This is a genomic window from Streptomyces sp. NPDC020845 (genome assembly GCF_044334165.1).
Classification (GTDB): Bacteria; Actinomycetota; Actinomycetes; order Streptomycetales; family Streptomycetaceae; genus Streptomyces.
The window spans coordinates 139,132-162,588 of record NZ_JBIRSJ010000022.1 but is presented as its reverse complement, the minus strand read 5'-3'; the positions used below and the strand labels follow the sequence as shown (position 1 = coordinate 162,588).

The 23,457-nt window shown below is 70.2% G+C and carries 24 protein-coding genes, 1 tRNA gene, 1 pseudogene and 1 riboswitch; of the genes and pseudogenes, 13 read left to right on the top strand and 13 right to left on the bottom strand.

From position 1 onward, the window contains the following. Positions 1-55: 55 nt before the first annotated feature. A complete protein-coding gene (locus tag ACH4U7_RS44975; protein WP_398533557.1) occupies positions 56-736 on the bottom strand; it encodes an ATP-binding protein in 681 nt (226 codons plus the stop codon). 200 nt (positions 737-936) lie between these two features. Between ACH4U7_RS44975 and ACH4U7_RS44970 the strand changes: the two genes are divergently transcribed. Together ACH4U7_RS44970 and ACH4U7_RS44965 are read left to right on the top strand one after the other, a co-directional pair. Then, a complete protein-coding gene (locus tag ACH4U7_RS44970) occupies positions 937-1,782 on the top strand; it encodes a helix-turn-helix domain-containing protein (RefSeq protein WP_398533556.1) in 846 nt (281 codons plus the stop codon). Next, entirely contained in the window at positions 1,782-1,988 is a 207-nt protein-coding gene (locus ACH4U7_RS44965) for a DUF397 domain-containing protein (RefSeq protein ID WP_398533555.1), read from the top strand. Before ACH4U7_RS44970 ends, ACH4U7_RS44965 begins: the two co-directional genes overlap by 1 nt. Before the next feature lie 52 nt (positions 1,989-2,040). Here the strand turns inward: ACH4U7_RS44965 and ACH4U7_RS44960 are convergent, their stop codons facing one another. Then, on the bottom strand, positions 2,041-2,574 hold the full coding sequence (locus ACH4U7_RS44960) for an AAA family ATPase (RefSeq protein WP_398533554.1): 534 nt from the start codon (positions 2,572-2,574) through the stop codon (positions 2,041-2,043). Positions 2,575-2,688: 114 nt separating this feature from the next. Then, positions 2,689-3,390 (bottom strand): helix-turn-helix domain-containing protein, encoded by a 702-nt coding sequence (locus ACH4U7_RS44955; protein ID WP_398533553.1) that lies wholly within the window; start codon positions 3,388-3,390, stop codon positions 2,689-2,691. Between the two features lie 239 nt (positions 3,391-3,629). Between ACH4U7_RS44955 and ACH4U7_RS44950 the strand changes: the two genes are divergently transcribed. From ACH4U7_RS44950 to ACH4U7_RS44940, 3 genes are all read left to right on the top strand, one after another. Further along, entirely contained in the window at positions 3,630-3,986 is a 357-nt protein-coding gene (locus tag ACH4U7_RS44950; protein ID WP_398533552.1) for a VOC family protein, read from the top strand. 19 nt (positions 3,987-4,005) lie between these two features. Further along, entirely contained in the window at positions 4,006-4,425 is a 420-nt protein-coding gene (locus ACH4U7_RS44945; RefSeq protein WP_398533551.1) for an SRPBCC family protein, read from the top strand. A 417-nt stretch (positions 4,426-4,842) separates the two neighbouring features. Beyond that, a complete protein-coding gene (locus ACH4U7_RS44940; protein WP_398533550.1) occupies positions 4,843-5,652 on the top strand; it encodes an inositol monophosphatase family protein in 810 nt (269 codons plus the stop codon). A 166-nt stretch (positions 5,653-5,818) separates the two neighbouring features. Here ACH4U7_RS44940 and ACH4U7_RS44935 read toward each other — a convergent pair whose 3' ends face one another. Continuing rightward, complete coding sequence (locus ACH4U7_RS44935) at positions 5,819-6,190, bottom strand: hypothetical protein (protein WP_398533549.1); 372 nt, start codon at positions 6,188-6,190, stop codon at positions 5,819-5,821. Positions 6,191-6,267: 77 nt separating this feature from the next. Here ACH4U7_RS44935 and ACH4U7_RS44930 point away from each other — a divergent pair. After that, positions 6,268-7,569 (top strand): annotated as a pseudogene (locus ACH4U7_RS44930) (MFS transporter); the annotation flags it as partial. Positions 7,570-7,729: 160 nt separating this feature from the next. Continuing rightward, positions 7,730-8,221: a hypothetical protein gene (locus tag ACH4U7_RS44925; RefSeq protein ID WP_398533548.1), complete on the top strand. Its 492-nt coding sequence runs from the start codon at positions 7,730-7,732 to the stop codon at positions 8,219-8,221. Between the two features lie 30 nt (positions 8,222-8,251). On the opposite strand, the gene ACH4U7_RS44920 is transcribed toward ACH4U7_RS44925, so the two are convergent. After that, positions 8,252-8,842: a TetR/AcrR family transcriptional regulator gene (locus ACH4U7_RS44920; RefSeq protein WP_398533547.1), complete on the bottom strand. Its 591-nt coding sequence runs from the start codon at positions 8,840-8,842 to the stop codon at positions 8,252-8,254. A 115-nt stretch (positions 8,843-8,957) separates the two neighbouring features. On the opposite strand from ACH4U7_RS44920, the gene ACH4U7_RS44915 reads away from it, so the two are divergent. After that, positions 8,958-9,920: an NmrA/HSCARG family protein gene (locus tag ACH4U7_RS44915; RefSeq protein WP_398533546.1), complete on the top strand. Its 963-nt coding sequence runs from the start codon at positions 8,958-8,960 to the stop codon at positions 9,918-9,920. Positions 9,921-10,108: 188 nt separating this feature from the next. Next, entirely contained in the window at positions 10,109-10,426 is a 318-nt protein-coding gene (locus tag ACH4U7_RS44910) for a hypothetical protein (RefSeq protein WP_398533545.1), read from the top strand. 116 nt (positions 10,427-10,542) lie between these two features. Here ACH4U7_RS44910 and ACH4U7_RS44905 read toward each other — a convergent pair whose 3' ends face one another. The 4 genes from ACH4U7_RS44905 to ACH4U7_RS44890 form a co-directional block, all read right to left on the bottom strand. Continuing rightward, positions 10,543-11,529 (bottom strand): aldo/keto reductase, encoded by a 987-nt coding sequence (locus ACH4U7_RS44905; protein WP_398533544.1) that lies wholly within the window; start codon positions 11,527-11,529, stop codon positions 10,543-10,545. Positions 11,530-11,766: 237 nt separating this feature from the next. Next, positions 11,767-12,924 carry a M23 family metallopeptidase gene (locus ACH4U7_RS44900; protein WP_398533543.1) on the bottom strand — a complete coding sequence of 386 codons (1,158 nt, stop codon included), beginning with the start codon at positions 12,922-12,924 and terminating at the stop codon, positions 11,767-11,769. An 11-nt stretch (positions 12,925-12,935) separates the two neighbouring features. Further along, positions 12,936-13,112, bottom strand: a riboswitch (cyclic di-AMP (ydaO/yuaA leader). A 223-nt stretch (positions 13,113-13,335) separates the two neighbouring features. Further along, positions 13,336-14,439, bottom strand: a complete 1,104-nt coding sequence (locus ACH4U7_RS44895) for a PP2C family protein-serine/threonine phosphatase (RefSeq protein ID WP_398533542.1) — start codon at positions 14,437-14,439, stop codon at positions 13,336-13,338. A 299-nt stretch (positions 14,440-14,738) separates the two neighbouring features. Beyond that, entirely contained in the window at positions 14,739-15,521 is a 783-nt protein-coding gene (locus ACH4U7_RS44890) for a DUF6227 family protein (protein ID WP_398533541.1), read from the bottom strand. A 444-nt stretch (positions 15,522-15,965) separates the two neighbouring features. Here ACH4U7_RS44890 and ACH4U7_RS44885 point away from each other — a divergent pair, with 444 nt between their 5' ends. The 4 genes from ACH4U7_RS44885 to ACH4U7_RS44870 all read left to right on the top strand — a co-directional run bounded on the left by ACH4U7_RS44885 (position 15,966) and on the right by ACH4U7_RS44870 (position 18,480). Further along, positions 15,966-16,418 (top strand): hypothetical protein, encoded by a 453-nt coding sequence (locus ACH4U7_RS44885; RefSeq protein ID WP_398533540.1) that lies wholly within the window; start codon positions 15,966-15,968, stop codon positions 16,416-16,418. A gap of 253 nt (positions 16,419-16,671) precedes the next feature. Continuing rightward, a complete protein-coding gene (locus ACH4U7_RS44880) occupies positions 16,672-17,208 on the top strand; it encodes a hypothetical protein (RefSeq protein WP_398533539.1) in 537 nt (178 codons plus the stop codon). Positions 17,209-17,410: 202 nt separating this feature from the next. Continuing rightward, the gene (locus tag ACH4U7_RS44875) at positions 17,411-17,824 is read left to right on the top strand and encodes a hypothetical protein (RefSeq protein WP_398533538.1); all 414 of its coding nucleotides are present in this window, start codon (positions 17,411-17,413) and stop codon (positions 17,822-17,824) included. 245 nt (positions 17,825-18,069) lie between these two features. Beyond that, a complete protein-coding gene (locus tag ACH4U7_RS44870; RefSeq protein WP_398533537.1) occupies positions 18,070-18,480 on the top strand; it encodes a hypothetical protein in 411 nt (136 codons plus the stop codon). Positions 18,481-18,607: 127 nt separating this feature from the next. On the opposite strand, the gene ACH4U7_RS44865 is transcribed toward ACH4U7_RS44870, so the two are convergent. The 4 genes from ACH4U7_RS44865 to ACH4U7_RS44850 all read right to left on the bottom strand — a co-directional run bounded on the left by ACH4U7_RS44865 (position 18,608) and on the right by ACH4U7_RS44850 (position 23,278). Then, positions 18,608-19,810, bottom strand: a complete 1,203-nt coding sequence (locus tag ACH4U7_RS44865) for a right-handed parallel beta-helix repeat-containing protein (RefSeq protein ID WP_398533536.1) — start codon at positions 19,808-19,810, stop codon at positions 18,608-18,610. A gap of 163 nt (positions 19,811-19,973) precedes the next feature. Beyond that, positions 19,974-20,046 (bottom strand) — tRNA-Lys (locus ACH4U7_RS44860). Positions 20,047-20,188: 142 nt separating this feature from the next. Further along, positions 20,189-22,531 (bottom strand): DEAD/DEAH box helicase, encoded by a 2,343-nt coding sequence (locus tag ACH4U7_RS44855; protein WP_398533535.1) that lies wholly within the window; start codon positions 22,529-22,531, stop codon positions 20,189-20,191. 225 nt (positions 22,532-22,756) lie between these two features. Continuing rightward, the gene (locus ACH4U7_RS44850; protein ID WP_398533534.1) at positions 22,757-23,278 is read right to left on the bottom strand and encodes a hypothetical protein; all 522 of its coding nucleotides are present in this window, start codon (positions 23,276-23,278) and stop codon (positions 22,757-22,759) included. Between the last annotated feature and the right edge of the window lie 179 nt (positions 23,279-23,457).

The following is a 23,457-nucleotide window of genomic DNA, read 5'->3' as shown; positions in this document are numbered from 1 at the left end:
GGGCCGCCGCAGGCTGAGGATGCAGGCATGGGCAAACGCCTGCCCCCACAGGGTGTCAGATCACCGGTACGTACGGACTCGAATCGTCACCCGAGTGTCCCACCTCAGCTTCGAAGTGCAGCTGAGCGCGGTCCAGGGCCGTGTCCGGGTCCTGGCCGTGGGCGCGGAACCAGTGGAGAAGGTCCGAGATCAGGGCGATTGCTGCCTCTTCCGCGATGGCGTGTCCGACGTGCGGTGAGGATTCCCTGCGATATGCCGACCGGCCGTAGAGGGTGAGCAGAGCCTCCGCACGATCAACTTGAGGCCCCTCTAGGTGGGCGTCAGCCTCGCTCAGTTCCGTGGCGATCTCACACCAGGTCGTCTTGCCGGCGTCGGTCGGCATCACGCCCCATCGGTCCGTCACCGCCATTACCAAGGCCAGCCCTCGACCGGACTCGGACGTGGTCGTCGCGCCCAGGAGTGTGGGCAGGGCGCTGCGGTCCGGGTCGTGGATCTCGATGCGCAGGTAGGTGCCGTTCATGGAGACGGCCATCGTCGCGGGCGTGCCGGCGCCGACGTGGACGATGACGTTCGTGACGAGCTCGCTGACGCAGATCAGAGCCGCGTCGATGACATCGGGCAGGCCCCAGCGCGTCAGGTACGTACGCATGCTGCGGCGGAGAGCGGGGACTTCACCAGGTTCAGCCAGGAAGGGAAGGCGCCACGCCTTCCTCGGCATGCAGTGCTCGATGGCCATCTCTCAACCCCTCGCGGTCGCGTTGCCTTGCAGCGGTCACCTGCAGCAATCGTTCGGTGGCCGGGCGGTTACTCCGTGTGAGAGCATGGCACCGCGTATCCCGTCGTGCAATGTGCACGACGGGATACGCTCGAATGGGTGACTGACGGGTCGTACCCGCCGGACGAGACTGAACGTTCGTTTCCACACGAGGAGTTCATGTGCCTGGATCGCCTACTGCCCGACGTCGCCGCTTGGCCATCGAGCTGAAGAAGCTCCGCGAGGAGCACCAGCTCACCTGCAACCAGGTGGGCAAGGAGTTGGACTGGAGCGGTTCCAAGGTCAACCGCCTTGAGACCGGCCAGGGCCGCGTGCAGCCGTCGGACATCGACGCCCTCTGCCGTTTCTACGGAACGTCCGACGAGCTCCGCGAACTTCTCAAAGAGCTCGCCAAACAGTCCAAGACGCGGGGGTGGTGGCACGCGTACGGCAACGCCGTGCCCTCATGGTTTTCGGTCTACGTCGGGCTGGAGCAGGCTGCCTCCGGGCTGCGGACGTACGAGTGCGAGTTCGTGCCTGGCCTGCTTCAGACGGCCGACTACGCACGGGAACTCCACCTCGCCACGCCTGGCCAGGACCCTGATGATGTTGAGCGCATGATCACCGTACGGATGGAGCGGCAGGCTCTGCTGACGAGCGCTGCGCCTCTCGAACTGTGGGCGATCGTGCACGAGAGCGTGTTGCGGCACACCATCGGCAGCGCCAAGATCATGCGCGCGCAGTTCGAGCGCATGCTGGACGTGGCGCGGTTGAAGAACGTCACACTCCAGGTACTGCCGTTCGACGCCGGCAGCTACCCCGCTGTTGCCGCATTCTCGATCTTGGGGTTTCCGGATCAGGAGGATCCCGACATGGTGTACCGCGACGGTCTGACAGACGCGGTGTACCTGGAGAGTCCGGAAGAGATCGCCCGCTACGGCAAGGCGTTTGACAATCTGCGTGCTCTGTCCTTGAGTCCTCAGCGGTCGAGTGACCTGATCAGACAAGCGGCACAAGGACTCTGTTGATGACCGATATATCGCCTCTCCAGTGGCGGAAGAGCAGCTACAGCAATGGAAGCGGTGGCAACTGCGTCGAGATAGCCGGTCTGGCGAGCGGTGGGACCGCCGTCCGGGACTCGAAGGAGCCGGAGCGGGCCGTGCTCGCGTTCTCGGATCGCGTCTGGCGGAACTTCGTAGCGGCCCTGCGCCGCGAACAAGTCGGATCTGCCTAGCCGGGGTTCGCATCGCCTTGCGCTGGGCGCGCTTGGCTGATCACCGGTTTCCTCAGGCTGCGAGGAGGGCGTTGACCTCTTTGACGACCGCGGTGATGTCGACCGGCTGACTGGTGTCGATGGTCAGCAAGGGGCCGCCCAGACGGAGAGGGCCCGGGTACGTGGCGCGGAGCGTGGCGACACGCTCGGCGACTTGCTCAGGGGTCAGTTGCGGGTCGAGGTGGCCAGGGTGGCGGGTCCGTCGCTGGAATCGTTCAGCGGCGAGGGCCGGGTCGCAGTCGCAGAAGATCTCGATCAGGCGCGCGTTGAGTCGACGCAGCCGTTCAGGGGCGGTGTCGTGGTGCCACCAGTTGTCGAGTACGGCTCGTTTGGCTTGGGCAGCGATGGTGAAGAGGACGTCGTCGCCGGCGCGGCTGAGCCGGTGTCGCCATGTGGGGTCGCCGGTGCCGAGGGAGTCGAAGAGGGATTCCAGGATTGCGTCCTTGCCGATGACCGGCCATCCCAGGCAGTCACCCAGGGCGTGGGAGATAGTGCTCTTCCCACTGGCTGGCAGGCCGGAAGTGATCACGAAGACGTAGTCGGTCACGACGTCAGTGTGGCGTGAGGACCCCACAAACCGTGGCTGGCCCAAGCGCTCTTCCGCCCTCATCGAACGTGGCCGCGTCATCGCGCTGGTGCGGCGTGGGCAGGCGGATGGGTTCTAGGCTCCGGGGCCGGGCGACAGGGCGTCGCGCTGCGCGGATGCCGAGCCGAGGAGTCGGCGGAGCGCGGTCGGCGTGTGGTGCAGGTGTTCGCGGATGGTGCGGGTCATGTGGGCCTGGTCGGCGAAGCCTAGGTCGGTGGCCAGGTTGGCGAGGCTGGGTTCGCCCTGGGTGAGGCGGTCCATGGCCAGGCCGACGCGGACGCGGTTGCGGTAGCGGGTGAGCGAGACCCCCATCTCCTGGGAGAAGACGCGGCTCAGCCGGTAGGGGGAGACCTTGAGGTGCCGGGCCAGTGAGCACAGGTCCACCGACTGCGAAGCCTCCTCGGTGATTGCCTCGCGGGCCGCTGCGACCAGGGTCCGGTCGGCGGGTTTCGGCCGCTCGGCCGGTTTGCCGGCGGCTGCTGCGACGAGGCGGAGCAGTTCTTCCGTCAGCGCGTAGTCGATGTCGCCGCCGGCGGCGGCTGTGAGCAGGCGTCGGTGGGCAAGGTCGATACGCGCGTCCACGTAGACGCTCTTACCGCCCGCGAGCCCTTCCCAGAGCCGGGGCGTGAAGGTGAGGGAGGTGCAGGTGTCACCGCCTGCGGGATGTGCGAAGCGCTCCTCCTCGACCGGGGTGCCCAGGTATCCGACCGTCGGGTCCAGATCGGCGTCTGATCCGTCGGCCGACCGCTGGAATCTGCCACGCCGTACGAGCACCATGCGGTGATCGTCGCGGGCCTCTGGTGCTGACCACCGGGTGTGGTCGGAGCGGCAAACCACCGTGGCCACGGCGAAATCGGGCCGGGCGGCAAGGGTTACGGCTGACAACACGCCGCAGACCCTACGTCGGGGGTACGACACCGATCCGGGTACCGAGAGGCCGCAAGGATCTTCAAGACCCTCGGCACTTGGCACGCCGATGCTGGGCGGGCAAACCACGACACCGAGGAGTCATCGGCATGACCGTCCACGCGGAGCTCACCGCGATCGTCATCGACTGCGCCGCCCCGAAGGAACTCGCCGAGTTCTACCGTCACCTCACCGGCTGGGAGATCAGCCACAGCGACGACGAGTACGCCTGTCTGGGCAACGGCTCGTTGCAGCTCACCTTTTCGCGGGTCGCCGACTACCGCGGGCCCGCCTGGCCCGACACCGCCCCGCACGCCCACCTCGACTTCCAGGTCAGCGACCCCGAGGCCACGGCGAAGGAGCTGATCGCGCTCGGCGCGAGCAAGCCCGGCCTCCAGCCCGGCGACGGCCAGTGGACCGTCCTCGCCGACCCCGAAGGACACCCCTTCTGTATCTCCGCGGCCTGACCAGGAGTAGGAGTCACACATGGCCTCCATTCACAAGGAATTCGTCGTCGACGCCACGCCCGACGCCGTCTGGGACGTGCTCAGCGACTACGGCGCGGTGCATGAACGCCTCGCGCCCGGCTTCGTGACCGACACACAGCTGAGCTCGGACACCCGTACGGTCACCTTCTCCGACGGCACGATCGTCCACGAGCGACTCGTCGACCTCGATCACGAGGCCAGACGTGTCGCCTACACCGTGGTCGGCGGAAGCCTCCACCCTGCCCACCACCACGCCTCGATGCAGGCGCTCGCCGAAGCCGGCGGCCGGACCAGATTCGTCTGGCACACCGACGTCCTGCCCGACACCCTCGCCGCCCCGATCGCGGAGTTCGTGGAACAGGGCTCGGTGGTCATGTGCCAGGCCCTGGAAGGGGGCGTGGGAACAACGACGGGCTGATACCGCCGTTCCAGCCGCGCCGGGCGACCGCGCACCGCCGCCCGCCCGCACCGGGGCACTCCACGCCCCTGGTGCGGGCCGCACGGTCCGCCCGGTCGGCAGGGGCGCAAGCGCGGAAGATCCCGATCAGGGAGGCGTTGAGCCCATGCGGGCGCGGCGTTGTCGGTCATAACGTCGCTGTGGTGTGAAGTCCAGTGCGCCCAGGACGGAGCTGCCGCCGGTCCCGCGCCTTGTCGGTGGCCTGCTGGGCTCCCTGGGCTCGCCACGCCTCCCGGGACTGTCCCTGTGGAACCTGAGAGCTGAGCAAGCGCCGTCGGCTGCCCGCATCGACGACCCACCGGGGCCCGCCGATGCGCATGTTCGGGACGGGCCTGGCAGGCGACGATCCGGGCTGTTGGCACCGATACCCTGCGCCCTGTGACCAACTCATATGGCGCCCTTGACGATGCCGGGGTTGCGATAGCTGCGGTACGTGCTGGTGCGGAGGTCGTGCGCACCATGTACGGCCGGCGGCTCACCCGTATCGACAAGGGCGCCGGGGACTTCGCCACCACCGCCGATGTCGAGGCCGAGAAGTCGATCCTCGGCGTCATCCGTGCCGCCCGGCCCGATGACGCTGTGCTCGGCGAGGAGGGCGGGCAGCAGGGTGCCGCGGAGGCTGCGCGCCAGTGGCTGGTGGACCCCTTGTGCGGCACGGTGAACTACGCCGTCGGCAACATGCTGGTGGCCGTCAACGTGGCGTTGCGCGGCGGTGCGGCGGCCGTGGCCGACCCGTTCAGCGGCGAGGTCTTTTTCACCAACGGTGAGACCGCCTGGGTGCGGCATGACGGCGCCGATGCCCAGCTGGCGCCGACGCCCGCCACCCGACTCGTGGATGTCAACCTGGACCCGCCCTTCCCCAGCGCGCCGACGTTCCGGACCGTGGACCTGCTGGCCCACCCCGGGTTCGTGGAACGGTTCCGGCCGCGGGTCGTCTCCACGACGCTCGCGTTGGCCTGGGTCGCCGCCGGCAAACGCGCCGCGTACGTCACCGACGGCGGCAACCTGTCCGGGAGCGTACATTTCGCCGCCGGTATCGCTCTGTGCCAGGCCGCCGGTTGCGTAGTCACCGGAATCGACGGCGCCCCGATCGGACCCGCGGGCCGCGGACTCGTCGTGGCCGCCGACCTCGAAACCCACCAACTGCTGATGTCGATGACCCGCACCGGAAGCCGGCACCGCGGCTAAAAAGGCCGCCCCGCGCGGACAGAGCCACGCCGGTCTGTGGGATGCGCGGCGCGGCTACGGCCCCGCTGAGGGCGAGCGCGCGACGCCGCACCACACAGCTGGGCACCGGCCCCTCGGTCCGCCGTGCGGGCCGACCGGGGCTTGTTACCGGGTGCTGGTGCCGGGTTCAAGGGCCGGGGTGGGGGAAGTCCGTCCAGCCGTTGCGGAGTCGGGCGAACAGGGTGCGCAGCGCGTGGGCGGGGTCGGGGCTTTCCTGGGCCAGGGCGCCGATGTCCAGGGCGAAGCGGGCCAGGGCGCGGGCCTGGAGGTCGTCGTCGGGCAGTCCGGATTCCTCGGCGATGGCGTGGGCGAGGGTGGTCTCCCAGTTGCGCTGCATGCGCATGAAGTGGTCGCGCAGTGCGGGGGTGGCGTGGACCAGGTCCAGGAACTCCTCGCGGGAGGGGTCGCCGGGGTCGCGTGGCTTGGGCGCGGCGAGATAGGTCTCCAGCGCGTCCAGGATCGTCGTTCCCGCCGTACGGTCGCGCACCGCTGAGGCCAACTGCCGTTCGTGCGTGGCCTCCTGGTCGAAGACCAGCGATTCCTTGCTGAGGAAGTAGGCGAACAGCCGCCTTCCGCGCCCTGCAAGGCCTGGGTGGTGGCGGCATGCTGGCGCTGGTCGTGGCCGTGATCGGGGATCTGGTCTCGCCCCGTGAACGCGGCCGGTACCAGGGCCACGCCATGAGCGCGATGACGCTGGGCAGCGTGCTGGGCCCGGTGCTGGGCGGGCTGCTGGCCGGGCAGGGCACGATCCTGGGCATCGCCGGCTGGCGGTGGATCTTCTGGATCAATGTGCCGGTCGGCCTGGTCGCCCTGATGGTGTGGCAGCGGGTTCTGCGCCTGACCGCCACCCGCCGGGACCGGCACATCGACTGGTGGGGCGCGGCCCTGCTGGCGCTCGGGCCGACCCCGCTGCTGCTGATCGCCGAACAGGGCGACGCCTGGGGCTGGGCGTCCGGCCGCGCGGTCGGCTGCTACGCCGTCGCCGCCCTCGGGCTGGCCGGGCTGTTGACCGTATCGGTCCGTAGGGGCGCCGACGCCCTGATTCCGCTGCGGCTGTTCCGTACCAACAACTTCACGGTCTCGATCATCGGCACTTTCGTCCTGGACCTGGCCCAGTTCGGCGGTCTAGGCGTGCTGCCGCTGTATCCGCAGCTGGTCAAGGGCGCCTCCCCCGCCAAGGCCGGGCTGCTCATCCTGCCGATCGCCCTGGGGCAGACCGCCGCGTCCTTCGCCGCCGGACGGTTCACCGCCCGCACCGGCAGGTACAAGAGCCTGGCGATCGTGGGTACGGCGCTGCTGGGGTGCGGGCTGTTCGCCATGGCCTCGGTCTCTGCCGACACCTCCCTGTGGATCACCGGCGGCTATATGTTCGCCTTCGGCGCGGGCGCCGGCCTGGCCGGCAACGCGCTGATGACCGCGCTGACCAACTCGCTGCCGCCGGCCGACATGGGCGCGGGCACCTCCAGCCTGTCGCTGTTCCGCGGTCTGGGCGGCACCGCCGGAGCCGCCCTGCTGCTGGCCCTGCTGTTCGCGCAGGCCGGCCCCGCCATCGCCGACCGCTACGAGGCCGCCGGCACCTCACCGGCCTTCCGGCACGCGGCCGCCCAGCACCCGCACGATCTGGCCGAGGTGCACCATCCCGACCTCAACGACACCGCGTTCCTCGACCACCTGGACCCGGCCCTGGCCAGGCCCTTCCTGGACGGCTTCGCCCACGCCCTGGGCCAGGTGATGCTCACGGCCGGCGGCATTGTCGCCCTGGCCTTCCTCATCCTCCTGGGACTCGAGCAGGTCTCCCTGCGCACCGAACCACCCGCCTCCAGGGCGGGCCGGGACCTCGGCGAAGCCGTGCGGCCCGGGCAAGGAGATGGCGCCTAGGCTTCGGGGCTTCGGGGCTTCGCGGCTTCGGGGCTTCGCGGCTGGGTGACTCGGGTGACTCGGGTGACCGCCATGCGGGGCAGGCGGCCGTGTCGGTCCGGCGGTGGTTCGGTCGGGGTGGGCATCGTGGTGGCACCTGTGCCGAGAGGAGAAGGCCGCCATGAGGACACTGACGCGTTGGGCCGCAGCCGTGGTGATGGGGGCGGTGGTCGGCGTGCTGGCCGTCTCCGCTTCCGCGCAGGCCGTTGGGGTTGGCGGGGTACGGGGTGATGGTGAGGGTGACGAGACGAGCCGCGGGCTTCAGGTTCGTCTGCACAATGCGACGGGGTGCCGGCTCACGCGGACCGACTACGGGCTGAGGTCCGGGGAATTCGTCGCCCGGCCTCCGGCGACGCTCAGCAAGGGGCAGGACGGCGTGTTCGAGGCGCGGTCGCGGGAGGGGTCGCTCAAGGGGGTCGCGGGCACGGTCGAGTACACGGCCGACAACTGCGATGCGAGCTGGCGCGACGGTCACGCGACCCGGCTGACCTTCGGCGTTGCGTACAACGGGATGAACAGCTTCAACACGGACGGCGGCGGGGCCTTCGGCACCAGGCTCTCCGGCGGAAGTGGGAATCACGCCGTGCTCAACTGGGGTGTGGGGAGGTTCTAGCCCTCCCCCGCCCCTCGATGCCCCGCCGGTCTACGCGCGCGGGCTCAGCCCCTCCGTGACCAGCGTCAGCAGCCTGTCGACCTCGGCCGCCCCGTTGGGGTGGTGCTCCGTCGCCAGGGCGATGCCGATGACCACGGTCAGCAGGTCGGCGGCGGTCGCGTCCGCCCGTACGGCGCCCGCGGTCGCGGCGCGGCGGACCAACGGGTCAGCCGCGGTGGCGAGGTAGCTGAAGCAGTGCGCGGCTTCGTCGGGGGATTCGGCGATGGTCAGGGATGCCGCCATGCCGCGTGCGGAGGCGACGTAGTGCGCGAGGGCGCGCAGCCATTCCAGCAGCGCCGTCCGGGGGTCGTCCTTCGTGGCCAGGTCCGTGGCGAGGGTGCACAGGGCTTCGATCCGCTGCTGGAAGACCGCGCTCAGCAGGGCTTGCCGGTTGGGGAAGTGCCGGCGCAGGGTCGCCGATCCCACCTGGGCGGTGCGGGCGACCTGTTCCAGGGAGACCTCCGCGCCGTGCACGGCGACCTCCGCCTCCGCGGCGGCGAGGAGGCGCGCGTAGTTGCGGCGGGCGTCGGCGCGCTGGGGGCGGGCTTGAGTGTGGGCTTGAGTGTGGGACACGTCGGGCACGTCGTCACCTTTGACCTTCAGAGCTTTGACCTTTGACCTTTGCATAAATGGCGGACCCCTCCGTATCGTATCCGGCAGATAAACGGAGGACCCCGCCATTTAGGGAGGCCGCAGCATGCCCACCGCACCCATACTCGTCACCGGCGCCACCGGAAAACAGGGCGGCGCCACCGCTCGGGCCCTGCTCGCGCAGGGTGTGCCAGTACGCGCCCTCGTCCGTGACCCCGACAGCGCCCCGGCCCGCGCCGTACAGGCGCTCGGGGCGCAGCTCGTCGTCGGCGATCTCCGCGATCGCGACGCCGTACGGCGTGCCGTGGACGGCGCGCGCGGCGTCTTCTCGGTGCAGATGCCGGACCTGACCGACTTACTGGGCGACACGGAGTGGGTGTGCGGGAGCAATCTGATCGACGCGGCGGCCGAGGCGGGCGTCGAACACCTTGTCCACACCTCGGTCTCCGGCGCCGGACAGCACCGTGAGACACCCGGCTGGGGCGACGAGCGCTGGAAGGGCATGGAGCACGTCTTCGAGACCAAGGCCGCGCTCCAGGACCGGGGGCGTGATGCGGGATTCCGGTACTGGACGCTCCTCAAGCCGGGCTTCTTCATGGAGAACTTCCTCGTACCCGGCTTCATCTTCAGCCCCGACGGCCGCCGGCTGGTGTCCCTCATCAAGCCCGACACGGTATTGAAGCTGATCGCCGTCCAGGACATCGGCAACGCCGCGGCGGCCGCCTTCGCCGACCCCGAGCGGTTCAACGGCGTGGAGCTGGAACTCGCGGGCGACGAGCTGACCATGGCCGAGATCGCCGCCGTGCTCTCCCGCGCCAGTGGAACCGAACTGACCGCCCCGGACATGACCGCGGAGGAGGCACTGGCCGCCGGGATGCCGGAGTTCGCCGTCGGGCATGAGCGGCTGAACCTCGTGGACGAGCCCGCATCGCCGCGGTACGCCCGCGCGCTCGGGCTGCGGGTCACCGGCTTCGCGGAGTGGGCCACGGAGCACGGGGCCGCGCTGCCCCCCGCCCAGCAGACGGCCCGGCAGACGGCCCAACAGGAAGTCCGGCAGGAAGCCCAGTAGACGCACGGCAGTAAGCCCAGGAGTGAACCCGGGAGGCAGCCCCCGGACGCGTAGCCCACCCGCGCCGGCCCGGCCCCAAACCCCTGTTGCAGAGTCGGTGCTCGATCATGACCCCATCGGCGCGTACGGCCACCCCGCCAGGCATAGGGTCGAGGAAGGAGAGACCCTCACAGTGGAGGTAAGAGGTCATGGCCGGAATCCCGGCAGGTGTGGTGGCCGCGAGCGGGCTCGTCGGCGGATACGGGGTCGCGCGCTGGACCAAGAAGCGGCAGCTGGGCGGGGTGGCGCTGGCGGCGGCCGGGGTCGTGGCCGCGCGGGGGTGGCAGCGGAAGGCGGGGACCGGGACGGCGGCGGCGCTCAGCGGGCTGTACGTCGCGGCCTTCGCCGGGTCGCATCCGCTCGCCAAGAAGCTCGGCGCCTGGCCGTCCGTCCTCACCGTGGCCGGCGGGGTCGCCGCCGCGTCCTGGGCCGCCGCCGACCGGCGGAGCGCCGGGGCGGCCGCCTGACCACTCGCCACGCGGCCCGGACACTTGTGGTGGATACGGGACAGGGACACGCCGTGACGTCGGCGTGTCCCTGTCCCGTATCCACCACGGACGCGTAAACGGACGCGTAAGGGGCGCTACTCCGACGCCGACGTCAGCAGCGCCAGCTCCTCCTCCGTCAGCTTCAGGTCCGCCACCGCCAGCAGCGCCGGCAGCTGATCCACCGTACGCGCGCTCGCGATCGGGGCCACGACCGTGGGCTGGGCCGCCAGCCAGGCCAGGGCGACCGTAGCGTGCGCGGCGCCGTGGTTTGCGGCCACATCGTCGAGGGCGGCGAGGACCTTCTGGCCGCGCTCGGTCTCCAGGTACTTGGCCGCGCCCTCGGCCCGGGCGCTGTCCACCGAGGCGCCGGGGCGGTACTTGCCGGTGAGGAAGCCGGATGCGAGGGCGTAGTACGGGAGGGTCACCACGCCATGGCGGGCGGCGACATCGGCGAGCGGGCCCTCGAAGGTGTCGCGGGAGACCAGGTTGTAGTGCGGCTGGAGGGCCACGTAACGGGCCAGTCCCTCCTTCGCCGAGAAGTCCAGGGATGCCTCAAGGCGTTCGGCGGAGATGTTGGAGGCCGCGATCTGGCGGACCTTGCCCGCCTTCACCAGCTCGTCCAGCGTGGAGATGATCTCCTCCACCGGCACCGAGGTGTCGTCGTAGTGGGTGTAGTAAAGGTCGATGTAGTCGGTGCGCAGGCGCTTCAAGGACTCGTCAAGGCCCGCCTTGATCGCCGCGGCGGACAGCCCGCGGGGCGTCGGCACGCCTGCGCCCACCTTGGTCGCGAGGACGATGTCGGCGCGGTTGCCCCGTGAGGCGAACCAGTTGCCGAGGATGGTCTCGGACTCTCCGCCCGAGTTGCCCGGCACCCATGCGGAGTACACATCCGCCGTATCGACGAAGTTGCCGCCCGCCGCCGCGTAGGCGTCCAGCACGGCGAAGGACTCGGCTTCGTCCGCCGTCCAGCCGAAGACGTTCCCGCCGAGGGAGAGCGGGAAGACGGACAGATCGCCGATCTGCCTGCGGCTCTCAGCCTGCTTGGTCTGCTTGGTGTTCTGGGTGTCTTTGGTGTCAGCCATGCGTTGTTTCAGCGCCGAGGCGGAGAGGGGTATTCCGTCGTACGGGCGCCAATGAGCGGCAAAAAACCGGCGGCCCTGGCGTCAAGGGGGGAGAGAGCGCCAAGGCCGCCGGGGTAAAGGGACCCGGTCAGCAGGTCATCGGGCCGAAGGTCATCGGGCCGAAGGTCATCGGGCCGAAGGTCATCGGGCCGATGCCCGCGGGGGACGGGGTCGCGAGGGACGGCGGGGTCGCGGCGGTCACGGGTTCAACCCGTGCGCGCGGAGCCAGGGCATCGGGTCGATCGGGCTGCCGCCACCCGGCCGGACCTCCAGGTGGAGGTGCGGGCCGGTCACATTGCCCGTGGCGCCGACGCGGCCGACGACCTCGCCCGTCGTCACCGAGCCCGACGTACGGACCATCGACGACAGGTGGCAGTACCAGATCTCGGTGCCGTCGCTCAGCTTGAGCACGATGCGGTAGCCGTACGAACCGGCCCACCCGGCCGAGGTGATCGTGCCGCCGTGCAGCGCCTTGACCGGGGTGCCGGTCGGGGCGGCGAAGTCCTGGCCGGTGTGGTCGGCCGACCACATGTCGCCTGCCTGGCCGAAGGACGCGGTCAGGGTGTACGAGGCGACGGGGAGGGTGTACTGGGCGGCGAGCTTGGCCAGGCGCTCGGCCTCGGCCTTCTTCCTGGCCGCCTCCTCCGCCTTCCGCTTGGCCTCGGCCTCGGCGGCCTTCTTCTCCGCCTCCGCCTCGGCCTTCCGCTTCGCCTCCGCGTCGGCGGCCTTCTTGGCCACGGCGGCAGCCTTCTCGGCGGCCTGCTTGGCGGCGGCGTCGGCCGCGGCCTCGCGCTGCGACTCGTCGGCGGCGTTCTGCTGGTTCTCGGCCTGCTGGAGGATGCGGGCGCGCAGCGCCTCGCCCGCGTCGGTGGTGCCGTTCTCCTCGTCCTGGGAGGTCAGACCCGCCTGGGAGAGGGGGGCGGCCGAGGTGCCGTCGGAGCTGGAACCGGAGTCCGAGGAGAGCAGCGAGCCGATGCCGGGCAGGTCCGCCGCGTCGGGGAGGACGTCCGTCACCTTGTCGGCGACGTGTGCGAGGTCCGGCATGGCTATGGGGGCCTTGGGGCGGTCCTTGGCGCTCGCCATCCCGCCCGCGCCGACCGCCGCGATCACGCCGACGCCGAGAACGGCGCCGCTGCGGGCCATCGTGCCGCCGCGCTGCTTGGCGACGCGGTGCCGGCCGCGCACCGGGGCTATGGATTCCTCAGTGGGATTCCACTCGTCCCACGTCTCGGTGTCCTGCCCGTTCCTCGCCTCGGCGGCCGGTTCGAACCAGGAGCCGTAGCGGGTGGCTGTCCCCGCTCCGGCGCCGGACGTGCGGGACGGAGCTTCTTCTAGGGCAGACCTGTTGGACGCCACGCGGGCGCACTCCTTTCCTTCCCTCTCGCCTACCGGGTTAGCTGACGGGTTCGGAGCAGGAAGGTCTCCTACGGGTCAGGTTCGACCCGATTCACCCCAAGGTTGGTGGTTCCCCGGTTCCCTTGGTGTTGCTGTTGTCGCTCTGCTGCTGGTGCTGCTGTGCGTACGGGATTCGGCGACGGCGCACGGTGCCGCCTCTTGCGGCGGCAGTGACGACCGCGCTGCGTTATCGAACGTTAATAGAGAGCACGACCCGATTCCAAGCCGTTCCCGGGAATCAGAGCAACCTTTGAGGTGACGTTAACGACCAACATGGGACAGATGGGGGTGAGTCGGCAGCGACCCGAGCACACCCGGAAACGCCCCCGAACTGATCGTGCGTCAATCGTTATCCGGAGGGATCATGCTCCGCTACGGAACGTGTTCGGGCTCGGCCCCCGGCGCCACCGGGGCGCGGCGCAGCGCCAGCAGCGCCATGTCGTCCGCGGTCCCGCCGCCCGTATGCCGCTCCACATCCGCCACCAACGCGTCGAGCAGCTCCACCGGTCCGGCGAAGCGTCGGCCGCGCAGCTGGACCGCCGGATCGTAGAACGTGCCCTCCGCATCGCGCGCCTCGCTCACCCCGTCGGTGAACAGCAGCAGGGTCACCCCCTCCGCGAACCGCAGCTCCTCCACCCGGTCCGGCCACGCCCCCAGATCGCCCATCCCCAGCGGCAGCGCCGGCATCTCGGGATCGGCCTGGCGCACCGCACCCTCCCCGTCCAGCAGCAGCGGCGCCGGGTGGCCACGGTTGATCAGGCGGAGCATGGAGTCGCCGCGGGGGATCTCGGCCAGCACCGCCGTGATGAACCCCTCGGCCTGCTCGATATCGGCCCGCCGGGCCCGCTCCCGCTGCAGCGCCCGCTCCAGCCGCAGCGTCAGCCCCTCCAGCGTGGCCTCCTGTTCGGCGGCCTCCCGGAAAGCGCCGATGATGATCGCGACCACCTCGACCGACCCCAGCCCCTTGCCCCGTACGTCGCCGATGACCATCCGTACGCCGTGCGGGGTGTCCTGCACCGCATACAGGTCGCCGCCGATCGCGGCGTCCCGCTCGGCCGCCACATAGCGGGCCGCGATGTCCAGGCCGGCCAGCCGGGCCGGCGGCACGGGCAGTACCGCGCGCTGGGCCGCCTCCGCGATGCCGCGCGCCGACGCCAGCCGCCGGGAGCCGCGGCGGACGACACGGTTGATGAGGAGGGCCAGCAGGGCGACCGTCACGACGGTGGCGACCTCGGTGGCCGACTGGGCCCAGTCCCGGACGCCGTGGAACTCGGCCAGCAGGCAGGAGGCGGCGACGGTGAGGGTCCCGATGAGGGCGGTCAGCCGCAGCGGATAGAACGGGGCGGCGACCAGGGGGGCGGCGGCGAGGAAGGGGGCAGCGGTGTAGGCGGCCGGGGTGCTGATGTCGTAGATGACCCCGCCCACGATCAGCACGCCGGGGAGCCAGGGCGCGAAGCGGCGGCCGGAGGCGCCCATGGGCGCCTCATCGCCCACGCGGGGTCTGTCGGCGCGGGGCACATCGGCCCGGGGTCCGTCCGCGCGGGCCAGGTCCGCGCGCGGTGGTTCCCCGCGCTGGGGCGCACACGGTCTCGTACGGCGTCCCGTACGCCGCCTCATGGCCCTGTACGCCGTCTCATACGCGGGTTCGGTTCGTACGCACCCCATCAGACTCCCGGGTGACGGGGCGTCGGGCGAGCCGGTGTCGGCCAGGTGGGTGCGTCAGAACACGGCGCGGGGACAGGGAAAGGGAAGGGGCCGGACGGGGACGGGACGCGTCAGAGGTCGACGCCGAGTGCGCGGGCGTGGCGGTCCGCCGCCAGCTCGGCGGAGACCTCGTCGAGATACACCTCGCACACCAGCCGCCCGTCGGCGGTCAGGTTGTGCTCCAGCTCCCACAGGACGATCTCGTCCCCGCCGGCGAGGAGGAACGCGTGCTCATAGAAACGGCACCACGTGGCGTCGGGGCCGCCGGGGCGACGGCGCGGCTTCGGGGCCAGCGCGATGTCATGGGCGAACGCCGTGGCGAGCAGCTGCTCGGTGTCCGCGCCGGGGCGGTCGGGGTTCTCCGCGCGGCGCAGCACGCGGCGGGCGTGGTCGGCCGAGTCGTCGGCCACATACGCGCGCGGGGTCTCCACCGGCGCGACGGCGTGCAGCAGTTGCTCGGGCAGCCACAGTGGTAACCCCTCGAGCTCGTCCCAGCGGGCGCCGCCGCCGATCCGCTCGTGCACCCGGCGCTCGGCCAGGGCCAGGGCGTCCTCGTCGGCGTAGACCTCGAAGAGCGGGCGGCGGTCCTGGCCGGTGTTGTGCTCCAGCTCCCACAGCAGCAGGCTGCTGCCGTCGGGGAGCAGGAAGATATGGCGGTAGGTGCTGTAGCCGAGCGGACCGGCCGGCTCGTTGCACTGCCGGCAGGAGCGCAGCTCGGACTGGTGCATCAAGGCGTCCCGGGCCCGGCCCAGCACCGCCTCGTCGATCTCGAAGCCGTTCTGCGCGCGGGCGAGAAGCCCGTCCAGGTGCTCGGCAGGAGTGCCGCCACCCGCGCCAGCTCGTGAGTGCCCCATACCTGTCTCCTCCCGCCTCCCGGCCGTCCCCTCGCCGTCCCCCCGGCGACTGTTTCTCGCGCACTTACCGTAGCGGCGCGAACACAGGCCGCGCGTGCGGTTCGGCGAAGCCGTCTGTGGGCCGTGCCTCACTCAGTCCTGCGTCGGGAAGCTCGGATATATCACTCGTTCGGCCCGTCGAACAACCCGGACGGTGGGATTCCGGTCCCGCGCCGGGTTGACGGCACCTCTTTCGCAATTCGCATAACAGCCTCCGCACTCGCGCATCGTCCCTGGCCCGATCGGCCGGATTCTCCCGCTCAAAGGCGCAAGGCGAACGAGGCAAAGGGGCGACTAATTATGCCGGATGAGTGAAGGTGAAAGCCAGCCCGAAGCTTTTACAGATTTACGTCGTTGACGTGGATGTCCGTGATTCCGCGGCAGACACCCACCGGGAGGAATTAAGTGAACATCGTAAAGAAGGCCGCCCTCTTGGCCGCCACCGCCGGCGCGATCGTGCTCGCCGGCGCCACCGGCGCGTCAGCCGCCAGCGGTGGCGGTGGCGGCGTCCAGAGCAATGACTGTGACACGCGCGTCGGCTCCATCCTGGACCCCGCCGTGGCAGGGCCCACCGGTGACATCGAAGTCGGTTCCAGCTGCATCAACATCGACTACGGCGGCTCGGCGTTCCAGAGCAACGACTGCGACACCTCGGCGGGCATCGTCACCAACACGGCTGGGGCCGCTCCCTCGGGCGACATCAAGCTCGGCAGCAGCTGCTCCAACATCTCCTACCCCAAGGCGACCACGTCCGTCCGCTCCGGCGGCAGCAGCTACAACAACAACTACAGCGACGGACTCCGCAGCGACGGCCACGGCAACTACGGCACCGAGCAGCACGGCAGCTACGGCAGCTGACCCCATGCCAAGTTCGCTGTGTTCCCCCGAATGAGAAAAGCAGGGTGAACGCATCTCTGGCTTCCATCGCGGCCCCGGACACTGCTTCGTCCGGGGCCGCCTTGGCGTTGCGAGGAGGAATCGGCCAGCGCAGACTGACGATGTCTCTAATGCGCCGGACGGGTAGAGGTGCGGCGGCTCGGGGACCCATCGATGCCTGCCCTCGTTGGTCAGATGTTCACGGATAACCGTCGAGAACCCATTTGGAGGCTTTATGCACGGGCGCAAGAGGACGGCGCTGCTTCTGGCGGCTGTCGGTGCGCTGACCATCGGTGGCGCGGGCAGCGCCAGCGCGACCGACAACGGCTCGGGTGCCCCGTCCGCATCCGGCAGTCAGGGCGGCAGCCAGAAAAACCGCTGTGACACGAATTCCGTGCTCGGGCCCATCAACATCGTCGGTCTGGGTCCGACAGGAGACCTCTCGACCGAGACCAACTGCGTCAACTACACCGAGTCGGGAGTGTTGGAGCAGAGCAACCGGTGCCGGACCAACTCCACCATCGGACCCATCACCATTAACGCGGGTCTCGCCGGCTCACCCGATATCACCAGCCGGACCAACTGCATCAACTACAGCAAGACCGGTGGAGCGCTGAAGCAGAGCAACAAGTGCGAGACCAACTCCACCATCGGGCCCATCACGATCTCGCCGCTCGCCCCTGGGCCCAAGGTCACTCAGGAAACCACCTGCGCCAACGTGTCCGGGGCCGGCAACGGCAACGGCAACAGCGGGAAGCGCTCCGGGCGTTGACTTCCTGACGGCTTCGCACGGCCCCCGGTGGCACCTCCCGCCGGGGGCCGTGCTATTGGCCGAACGGCGCGGAATCATGGCGAAGATAGCCTTACTGCGACGGACGGGTGAAGCTATGGCCGACCCCGGATCCTTCGCCAACTGCCTTCGTTGTCAGGCCGTCTGCGGAATTCGCGGAGAACCTAAATGGAGGCACCAACCAATGCAGATTGGCAAGAAGGCCGCTCTCATGGCCGCAGCGGCCGGCGCGATCGTCATCGGCACCGCGGGGGGCGCGAGCGCCTACGGCTTCGGACCCCTGATCGGCGGCGGCGGCGCCGTTCAGAGCAACTCGTGTGACACCACCACCGGCGCGATCGCCACGACGGGCAGCGTGTCGTCGACCGGTGACATCAACGCCGGCAGCGACTGCATCAACTTCACCAACTCCGCTGCGGTGGCCCAGAGCAACGACTGCGACGTCACCACCGGCCCCATCGCCACGACGGGCAACCCGTCGCCGACCGGCGAGATCAACGTCGGCCGCCCCTGCACCAACATCGCTCTCGCCCAGAACGGCAACGGCAACAAGGCCAAGAAGAGCAGCAAGAAGTCGCACCGCGGCCACAGCTACTGATGCCATAGCAGGTGCCATGTGCCCGCCCGAGCGGGATCACGGCACCACCTCCCCGGTCGATGAGCACGGCCCCCGGCAGGAATTTTCTGCCGGGGGCCGCACTCATGGAGCCGGGCGATGAGGGAAAGATATCCTTACTGCGACGGACGGGTGAAGCTGCGATCGACACCGGATCCTTCGCCAATTGCCTTCGTTGTTAAGGCGTCTGCGGAATTCGCGGAGACCCTAAATGGAGGCACCAACCAATGCAGATTGGCAAGAAGGCCGCTCTCATGGCCGCAGCGGCCGGCGCGATCGTCATCGGCACCGCGGGGGGCGCGAGCGCCTACGGCTTCGGACCCCTGATCGGCGGCGGCGCCATCCAGAGCAATGACTGTGACACCACCACCGGCGCGATCCCCACGACGGGCAACGTGTCGGGGAACGGTGACATCAACGTCGGCAGCGAGTGCACCAACTTCACCAACTCCGCTGCGGTGGCCCAGCGCAACGACTGCGACGTCACCACCGGCCCCATCGCCGCGACGGGCAACCCGTCGCCGACCGGTGACATCAACGTCGGCCGCCCCTGCACCAACATCGCTCTCGCCCAGAACGGCAACGGCAACAAGGCCAAGAAGAGCAGCAAGAAGTCGCACCGCGGCCACAGCTACTGATGCCATAGCAGGTGCCGTGTGCCCGCCCAGGCGGGATCACGGCACCACCTCCCCGGTCGATGAGCACGGCCCCCGGCAGGAATTTTCTGCCGGGGGCCGCACTCGTTCATCGCCGCTGCAGGGCGCATCAGCAGCCGGGGAGGCCCGGCACGCAGTTGTTCGGGATGTTGCCGGAGACGGTGGTCCCGGGCAGCGTCACCGTTCCGCCGGCCACGAAAATACCGCCGCCCTGGCCGCCGTTGGCCGTATTTCCGGTCACCTGGTCACCGATGAGCTGGGCGGTTCCCGAGTCGTTGTACAGACCGCCGCCGTTCTGTCCGGCGGTGTTGTTGGTTACGGCTACGGATTGCAACAGCAGTTGGCTTCCAAAGTTCGCGATACCGCCTCCGTGACTTCCGGATGTATTACCGTCGATGATGCCGCTAGTGATGTTGAAATTGCCGCCGTTAGTGGTGATTCCACCGCCCTCGAAGCCAAGGGCGCGATTTCCCCGCAGTTCCACCGACGTCAGCGTCACGTCTCCGAAGTTGGAGATTCCGCCGCCCGAACCGCTGGCGGTGTTGTTGGAGATCCGACTGCTGAGGGCCGTCAGCGATCCCGCCGTGTTGATGTGAATGCCGCCACCGTCACCGGCGGTGTTGTTCGTCACCTGACTGGAGCTGAGCGTCAGTGAGGAATTGTTCGCGACCTCAATTCCCCCGCCAAGGTTGCTCGCAGTGTTTCCGGTGACCACGCTCGACGTCAGCATCAGCGTTCCCGCGTCGAGGATGCCGCCACCGTTGAGCCCCGCGGCCGCGGTGGTCGCCGCCCCGTTGGAGACCGTGATGCCATAGAGGCTCAGGGTTCCTCCCGGGGCGACCTCCGCGATACGGAATGCCGTGCCCGAGCTCCGGGTGATGGTCGTATCGGCCCCGATGAGGGTTACGTTCCCCGTGATCACCGGCAGCCCGTCGGGCCCGTTCGCCCCGGGGGCCACCGCCGCACCGGTGAGGGTGTAAACACAGCTCGGCGCGAGTGTGATCACTCCCGCCCCCGTGCTGTTGGCATCGTTGATGGCACTGATCAGCGCGGCGACGTCCCCGCAGGCCACATCCGGATGATCTTCGTCACCGCCGCGGCCACCGCCTTCGCCGCCGTCACCTTTGCCGTTGCCTCGGTCACGTTCGTCGTTGTAGCCATGGTGATGGGCAAAGCCCTCGTCGTGGCTGTGCCCATGCCCACCGCCCCCGCCGCCGTTGCCTTCGGCCGCCGCCGACGCGGGGCCGCCCCACACCGTCACCGCCAGCATCATCGCCGGGACGAGGCCGCGGAGCGTTGTCACAAGTCGCACGAGGTGTCTCCTTCGCCTTGCTGGAGTCCGGATGGCTCGAAGCAGCAAGATCAGCCTGAGCGGAGCGCCGGGGGACGGCATCCGCTCGGGCGCAGGTGGGTGACACCATGTGCCAAGAACGACGAAAACCGCAGGTCAGCGGTGCCTACCTGCGGTTCGCCAGTGGGTCATCAGGGGCTCGAACCCTGAACCAATGGATTAAAAGTCCACTGCTCTGCCAATTGAGCTAATGACCCGCACCCCCGCAGCATAGCTCGGCCGAGGGCGAAGACCCGAGCCAATACCCCACGGGGTCGAAAGGCCGTGCAACAACCGGGTGTTGCACGGCCCCTCAGTAGGCCGTTCGGTCGGCATCACGGCCGGCCGAAGGGCGGCCCGTCAGCCGTTGCGCTTCCAGCGCGGCTTGTCGGCGCGGCGGTCGAAGGACTGGTTGTGCGGTCGGTCGTACGAGCGCTCGTACGACCGACCGCCGGTGTTGCCGGACCGGTGGTCGTCACGGCGGGCCGGGCGGTCGTCGCGGCGGTCGCGGTTGAACGGACGGTCGCCGCCACGGTGGTTGTGGTCGCGGCGCTCGAACGGACGCCCCGGACGGTCGTCACGGCGGTCGTCGCGGCGGTAGCCACCACGGTCCCGGTCCTCACGGCGCTCGAAAGAACGGCCGCCCCGGTCGTCGCGCCGGTCGTACGAGGAGCGCGGGCGGTCGTCACGGCGGTCGCGGTTGAACGGACGGTCGCCACGGTCGCCGTCCCGGCGATCCCGACGCTCGAACCCACCACGGTCATCACGGCGGTCGTCACGCCGGTCGTACGAGCGGCCACCGCGGTCGTCGCGGCGGTAGCCGCCACGGTCCCGGTCCTCACGGCGCTCGAAGGGGCGCCCACCGCGGTCGTCGCGCCGGTCGTACGAGGAGCGCGGGCGGTCGTCACGGCGGTCGCGGTTGAACGGACGGTCGCCACGGTCGCCGTCCCGGCGATCCCGGCGCTCGAAGTTGCCCCGCTCGTCACGGCGCTCGTACGAGGAGCGCCGCGGCGCCTCGTCGGCCACGGGGGCGGCGACAGAGGCGGCAGGGGCGGCTTCGGCCACCGCGGGCTCGGCCGAGCGCTGGGCGGGCACCACAACGTCCGCGGGGGCGTCGGCGGCGCCCTCCGGAGCGGCAGCGGCGGCCTCGGTCCCGGCCTCCGCCCCGGCGTCCGACGCCGGGGCCACGTGCTCGCCGCGCTCCCGCGCCGCACGCGAGGTCAGCCGGTCGGCCTCCTCACGCAGCTCCGCCGCCCGCCGCTGCGCCTTGTCCAGCTCCCGGGTGAGCTCCTGGACCTCGCGCTCGGCCTGCTTGGCGGCGTTCGCGGCCGACTCGGCCTGCACCTCGGTCAGCGAGCGGGCGCCTGTGATACGCGCCACGTCCTCGTCGAAGACACCGGCGCCGCCGACGATGTGGCGCGAGGCGTCGACGCCCGCGTCCTCCATCAGCCGGAAGATCTGCCGCCGCTGGTGCGGCAGCGCCAGCGAGACGACCGTGCCGCTCTGCCCCGCCCGGGCCGTACGGCCGGACCGGTGCAGATAGTCCTTGTGGTCGCCGGCCGGGTCCACGTTCAGGACGAGGTCGATGCCGTCGACGTGGATACCGCGCGCGGCGACATCCGTGGCGACCAGCACGTTCACATAGCCGTCCTTGAAGTCGGCCAGCGTCCGGGTCCTGGCCCCCTGCGTCATGCCGCCGTGCAGCGCCTCGGCCCGCACCCCGGCGTCGCGCAGCTGCTCGGCCACGCGGTCGGCGCCGAGCTGGGTCCGTACGAAGATGATCGTGCGGCCCTTGCGCGCGGCGATGGCGGCGGTGACCGGCGCCTTGTCCTTCGGCTTCACCACGAGCACGTGGTGAGTCATGGTCGAGACCGCGCCGGCGGAGGGGTCCACCTCGTGGGTGATCGGGTCGACCAGGTAGCGCTTGACGAGGGTGTCGATCTCGTTCTCCAGCGTCGCGGAGAACAGCAGCCGCTGACCGCCCTGCGGCACCAGGTCGAGGATTTCGGTGACCTCGGGCAGGAAGCCCATGTCGGCCATCTGGTCGGCCTCGTCCAGGACGGCGACCTGGACCTTGTCCAGCGACGCGGCGCCGCGGTCGATGATGTCGCGCAGCCGGCCCGGGGTGGCGACGAGGATGTCGACCCCGCGCTCCAGCGCGTAGATCTGATTGCCCATCGAGGTGCCGCCGCAGACCACCTTGAGCTTGAGGCCCAGGACGTCGCCGTACGGCTGCAGCGCGTCGCTCACCTGCATGGCGAGCTCGCGGGTCGGGGTGAGGATGAGGCCGCGGGGGCGCTTCTTCTCGGTGTGGCCGCCGGCCAGCGTGGTCAGCAGCGGGAGGCCGAAGGACAGCGTCTTGCCGGAGCCGGTGCGGCCACGGCCGAGGATGTCGCTGCCGGCCATGGCGTCCGGGATGGTCGCGGCCTGGATCGGGAAGGGCGTGGTGACGCCGTTCTGCGCCAGCTTGCGGACGATCTGCTCAGGGAGGCCGAGGTCACCGAAGGTGATCTGGGGCTCCTCGGGAGCCTGCGGCTGGTCGGCGGTCTGGCTGTCTTCGGCGGTCTGGCTGTCTTCGGTGGCCTGGGCGGATTCGGTGGACTGGGCGGATTCGGCGGTCTGGGTGCGCTCGGCCTGCTCGGCCAGCTCGTTCTGCTCGTCGTCGGCAGCGGGCATGACGGCGTGGTCAGTGGCAACGGACATGCGAAATGCGAAACCTTCCGGAGTTTCGGCACGCGCCCAAACTCCGTGTGATGTCGCAAAAAACCGCCTCAGTGCGGTCAGCCACGGGAAGGTAAGGAACGCGCCACGCGGCGCTCTTCGGTTTGGCGCCGGGCAAATGGGATCAAACGATCTACCACCATACGCACTTCCACCCCTCAAGAGCAAATCCGCCGCGCGGCGCCTGACGTGCCCTCCGTCACTCCGTCACTCCATATCTTCGGCCTCCGGCGCCGGCGACGCGGGCGGGGACGCCGGGGCGGAGGTGGTCGGCCGCGGCGGCTCCGGGGCGCTCGACGACGGGCTCGAGGGGGCCGCGGTGGAGGGGGAGCCCCCAGACGGCGATGTCGGCGACGAGGGCGCGGACGGCACCGGCCGCTGCGGGCCCGGTCCGCTCTTGGGGGGCTTGGCGGGTGAGGGCTCGGCCGCGTCCGGCGCGGAGGCCGAGGCCGACCGCTTCGCCTCCTTCTCCCTCTCGTTCCCCTTCTTCCCGTCCTTCTTCTCGCCCTTTTTCCCATCCTTCCCGTTCTTGGCGTCCCCTTCGCGGTCCCCGTCCGGTCCGGCGTCCGGATACGTACGCGCCCTGCCGTCCGACGTCGCCACGCCCCCGCCCGGCTCAGCCGCCCCGTCGCGGTCGCGGGCGCCGTGCTGCGGGCCCGGACGCTTCGGGCCGTCGGACACGCTCGTACAGCCCGCCAGGGCCATGGCCGCGGCGACGAGGGCCGCCATCACGCATGGGCCCCGCTGGACGCGAGAGGTCCGGGGCGCCCCGGAGGTGCGGGCGGGACGGTCGGGACGGGGAGCGGGCGATCCGGGCATGCGGGGCGGGCCTCCAGGGCGCGTACGGACGGGACGCACTGCCCAACTGGACCCGCCCCGCCCAGGACACGCGCCGGCCGGATCAGCCG

Bases quoted from the DNA above. Each gene is read 5' to 3' on its own strand.
- ACH4U7_RS44975 (WP_398533557.1), bottom strand. From the start codon at position 736: ATGGCCATCGAGCACTGCATGCCGAGGAAGGCGTGGCGCCTTCCCTTC.
- ACH4U7_RS44850 (WP_398533534.1), bottom strand. From the start codon at position 23,278: ATGGCGGCCCTCGTCGCCGCGGCCATGGCCCTGGCGGGCTGTACGAGC.
- ACH4U7_RS44875 (WP_398533538.1), top strand. From the start codon at position 17,411: ATGCAGATTGGCAAGAAGGCCGCTCTCATGGCCGCAGCGGCCGGCGCG.
- ACH4U7_RS44915 (WP_398533546.1), top strand. From the start codon at position 8,958: ATGCCCACCGCACCCATACTCGTCACCGGCGCCACCGGAAAACAGGGC.
- ACH4U7_RS44965 (WP_398533555.1), top strand. From the start codon at position 1,782: ATGACCGATATATCGCCTCTCCAGTGGCGGAAGAGCAGCTACAGCAAT.
- ACH4U7_RS44880 (WP_398533539.1), top strand. From the start codon at position 16,672: ATGCACGGGCGCAAGAGGACGGCGCTGCTTCTGGCGGCTGTCGGTGCG.
- ACH4U7_RS44870 (WP_398533537.1), top strand. From the start codon at position 18,070: ATGCAGATTGGCAAGAAGGCCGCTCTCATGGCCGCAGCGGCCGGCGCG.
- ACH4U7_RS44950 (WP_398533552.1), top strand. From the start codon at position 3,630: ATGACCGTCCACGCGGAGCTCACCGCGATCGTCATCGACTGCGCCGCC.
- ACH4U7_RS44890 (WP_398533541.1), bottom strand. From the start codon at position 15,521: ATGGGGCACTCACGAGCTGGCGCGGGTGGCGGCACTCCTGCCGAGCAC.
- ACH4U7_RS44955 (WP_398533553.1), bottom strand. From the start codon at position 3,390: ATGGTGCTCGTACGGCGTGGCAGATTCCAGCGGTCGGCCGACGGATCA.
- ACH4U7_RS44855 (WP_398533535.1), bottom strand. From the start codon at position 22,531: ATGTCCGTTGCCACTGACCACGCCGTCATGCCCGCTGCCGACGACGAG.
- ACH4U7_RS44905 (WP_398533544.1), bottom strand. From the start codon at position 11,529: ATGGCTGACACCAAAGACACCCAGAACACCAAGCAGACCAAGCAGGCT.
- ACH4U7_RS44925 (WP_398533548.1), top strand. From the start codon at position 7,730: ATGAGGACACTGACGCGTTGGGCCGCAGCCGTGGTGATGGGGGCGGTG.
- ACH4U7_RS44895 (WP_398533542.1), bottom strand. From the start codon at position 14,439: ATGGGCGCCTCCGGCCGCCGCTTCGCGCCCTGGCTCCCCGGCGTGCTG.
- ACH4U7_RS44910 (WP_398533545.1), top strand. From the start codon at position 10,109: ATGGCCGGAATCCCGGCAGGTGTGGTGGCCGCGAGCGGGCTCGTCGGC.
- ACH4U7_RS44945 (WP_398533551.1), top strand. From the start codon at position 4,006: ATGGCCTCCATTCACAAGGAATTCGTCGTCGACGCCACGCCCGACGCC.